Source organism: Hyphomonas sp. (assembly GCF_040882205.1).
Classification (GTDB): domain Bacteria; phylum Pseudomonadota; class Alphaproteobacteria; order Caulobacterales; family Hyphomonadaceae; genus Hyphomonas.
In genome coordinates, this window is sequence record NZ_JBBEBT010000060.1 from 1 (window position 1) to 1,255 (window position 1,255).

The 1,255-nt window shown below is 65.3% G+C and carries 1 protein-coding gene and 1 pseudogene; both read right to left on the reverse strand.

Translation table 11 applies throughout. From position 1 onward, the window contains the following. Positions 1-406, reverse strand: a pseudogene (locus WEA77_RS02685) (protein-L-isoaspartate O-methyltransferase); the annotation flags it as partial. Next, a complete protein-coding gene (gene surE, locus WEA77_RS02690; RefSeq protein WP_368066320.1) occupies positions 394-1,155 on the reverse strand; it encodes a 5'/3'-nucleotidase SurE in 762 nt (253 codons plus the stop codon). The gene surE and the pseudogene WEA77_RS02685, both read right to left, overlap by 13 nt. Positions 1,156-1,255: the final 100 nt, after the last annotated feature.

Here is a 1,255-nt window from a genome sequence, read left to right on the forward strand (position 1 = left end):
GGACCGTGACATTCGCAATGCCCAGTCTCTGCAGCCGTGCCTGCCATTCACGCACGAGGCGGGCATAGCGGTCGACTGCGTAGACATGCCGCGACAGGCTCGCCGCGAGCGCAGTCATGTAGCCGGCGCCGAGCCCCACCAGCAGCACCTTGGCCGAGCCATCCTCCGGCAGCGCGAGGGCCTGCAGGAGCTGCCCGGTCATCGCGGGGCGCAGGATCACCTGCCCGCACGGGATCGGCAGCATCGCATCCTCGAAGGCGAGCGGGGCCAGTGCCGGATCATCCACAAAGGCGGCCCGGTCAATCGTTTCCATCGCCGTCAGCACGCGCGCATCGCTCACGCCTTCCTGGCGGAGGTGGAGCAACAGGCGCGCCGCGCGGAACGGGTCAGCAATCAAACCGGCCATGACGTCTGCAGCGTCTGGAGGAAGGCCTCGTGCGTCAAGTCCACATGCAGCGGCGAGACGGAGACATAGCCCTCGTAGATCGCGCGCAGGTCAGTGCCCTCGTCCGGCCGGGAGAGCTTTCCCCGGTAACCGATCCAGTAATAGTCATTGCCGCGCAGGTCTTCGCGCCGGTCGGTATGGATGATCGTTTCGTCGCGAAATCCCTGCCGCGTCACCTGGATGCCGCGCACATCCTCCGGTTCGACATCCGGGAAATTGACGTTGATCACCACATCCTTCGGCCAGCCCATCTCGAGCAGAGGCTTCAGAGTGCGCGCGCCCCAGGCCTTGGCGGTTTCCCAGGGCAGCGAGCCCCGGTCGCGGAAGTTCTGCGCCTGGCTAAGCGCGATGGACGGCACGCCCATCTGCATACCGAACATGGCGGCGGCGACGGTTCCGGAAAAGCTTGTGTCCTCGGCGATGTTCTGACCCCGGTTGACGCCCGAAAGCACGAGGTCGGGCGGCTCCGGCATCAGGTCCTTGTAAGCGAGCAGCACAGCGTCTGACGGCGTCCCCGCAATCGCCCAGGCCTTGGCCCCGACCTTCCGCACACGGACCGGCTGCGTCAGCGAAATCGCGCGGCCCTTGCCGGACTGTTCCTCTTCCGGCGCCGCAATCCAGATGTCATCTGAGAGCTGCCTGGCAATCTCTTCAAGCACCGCCAGGCCGGGGGCGTTGATGCCGTCATCGTTGGTCAGCAGAATGCGCATCTTTAGCTCTTTCACACCTTATCGGCTCTTTCAGAACCCCTTTCCCGAAGGAAGGGGCAGGGTTGAGGGGTTTGAGGCTGGATCGTGCGGCCGGCCCGTC

Bases quoted from the DNA above. Each gene is read 5' to 3' on its own strand.
- surE (WP_368066320.1), bottom strand. From the start codon at position 1,155: ATGCGCATTCTGCTGACCAACGATGACGGCATCAACGCCCCCGGCCTG.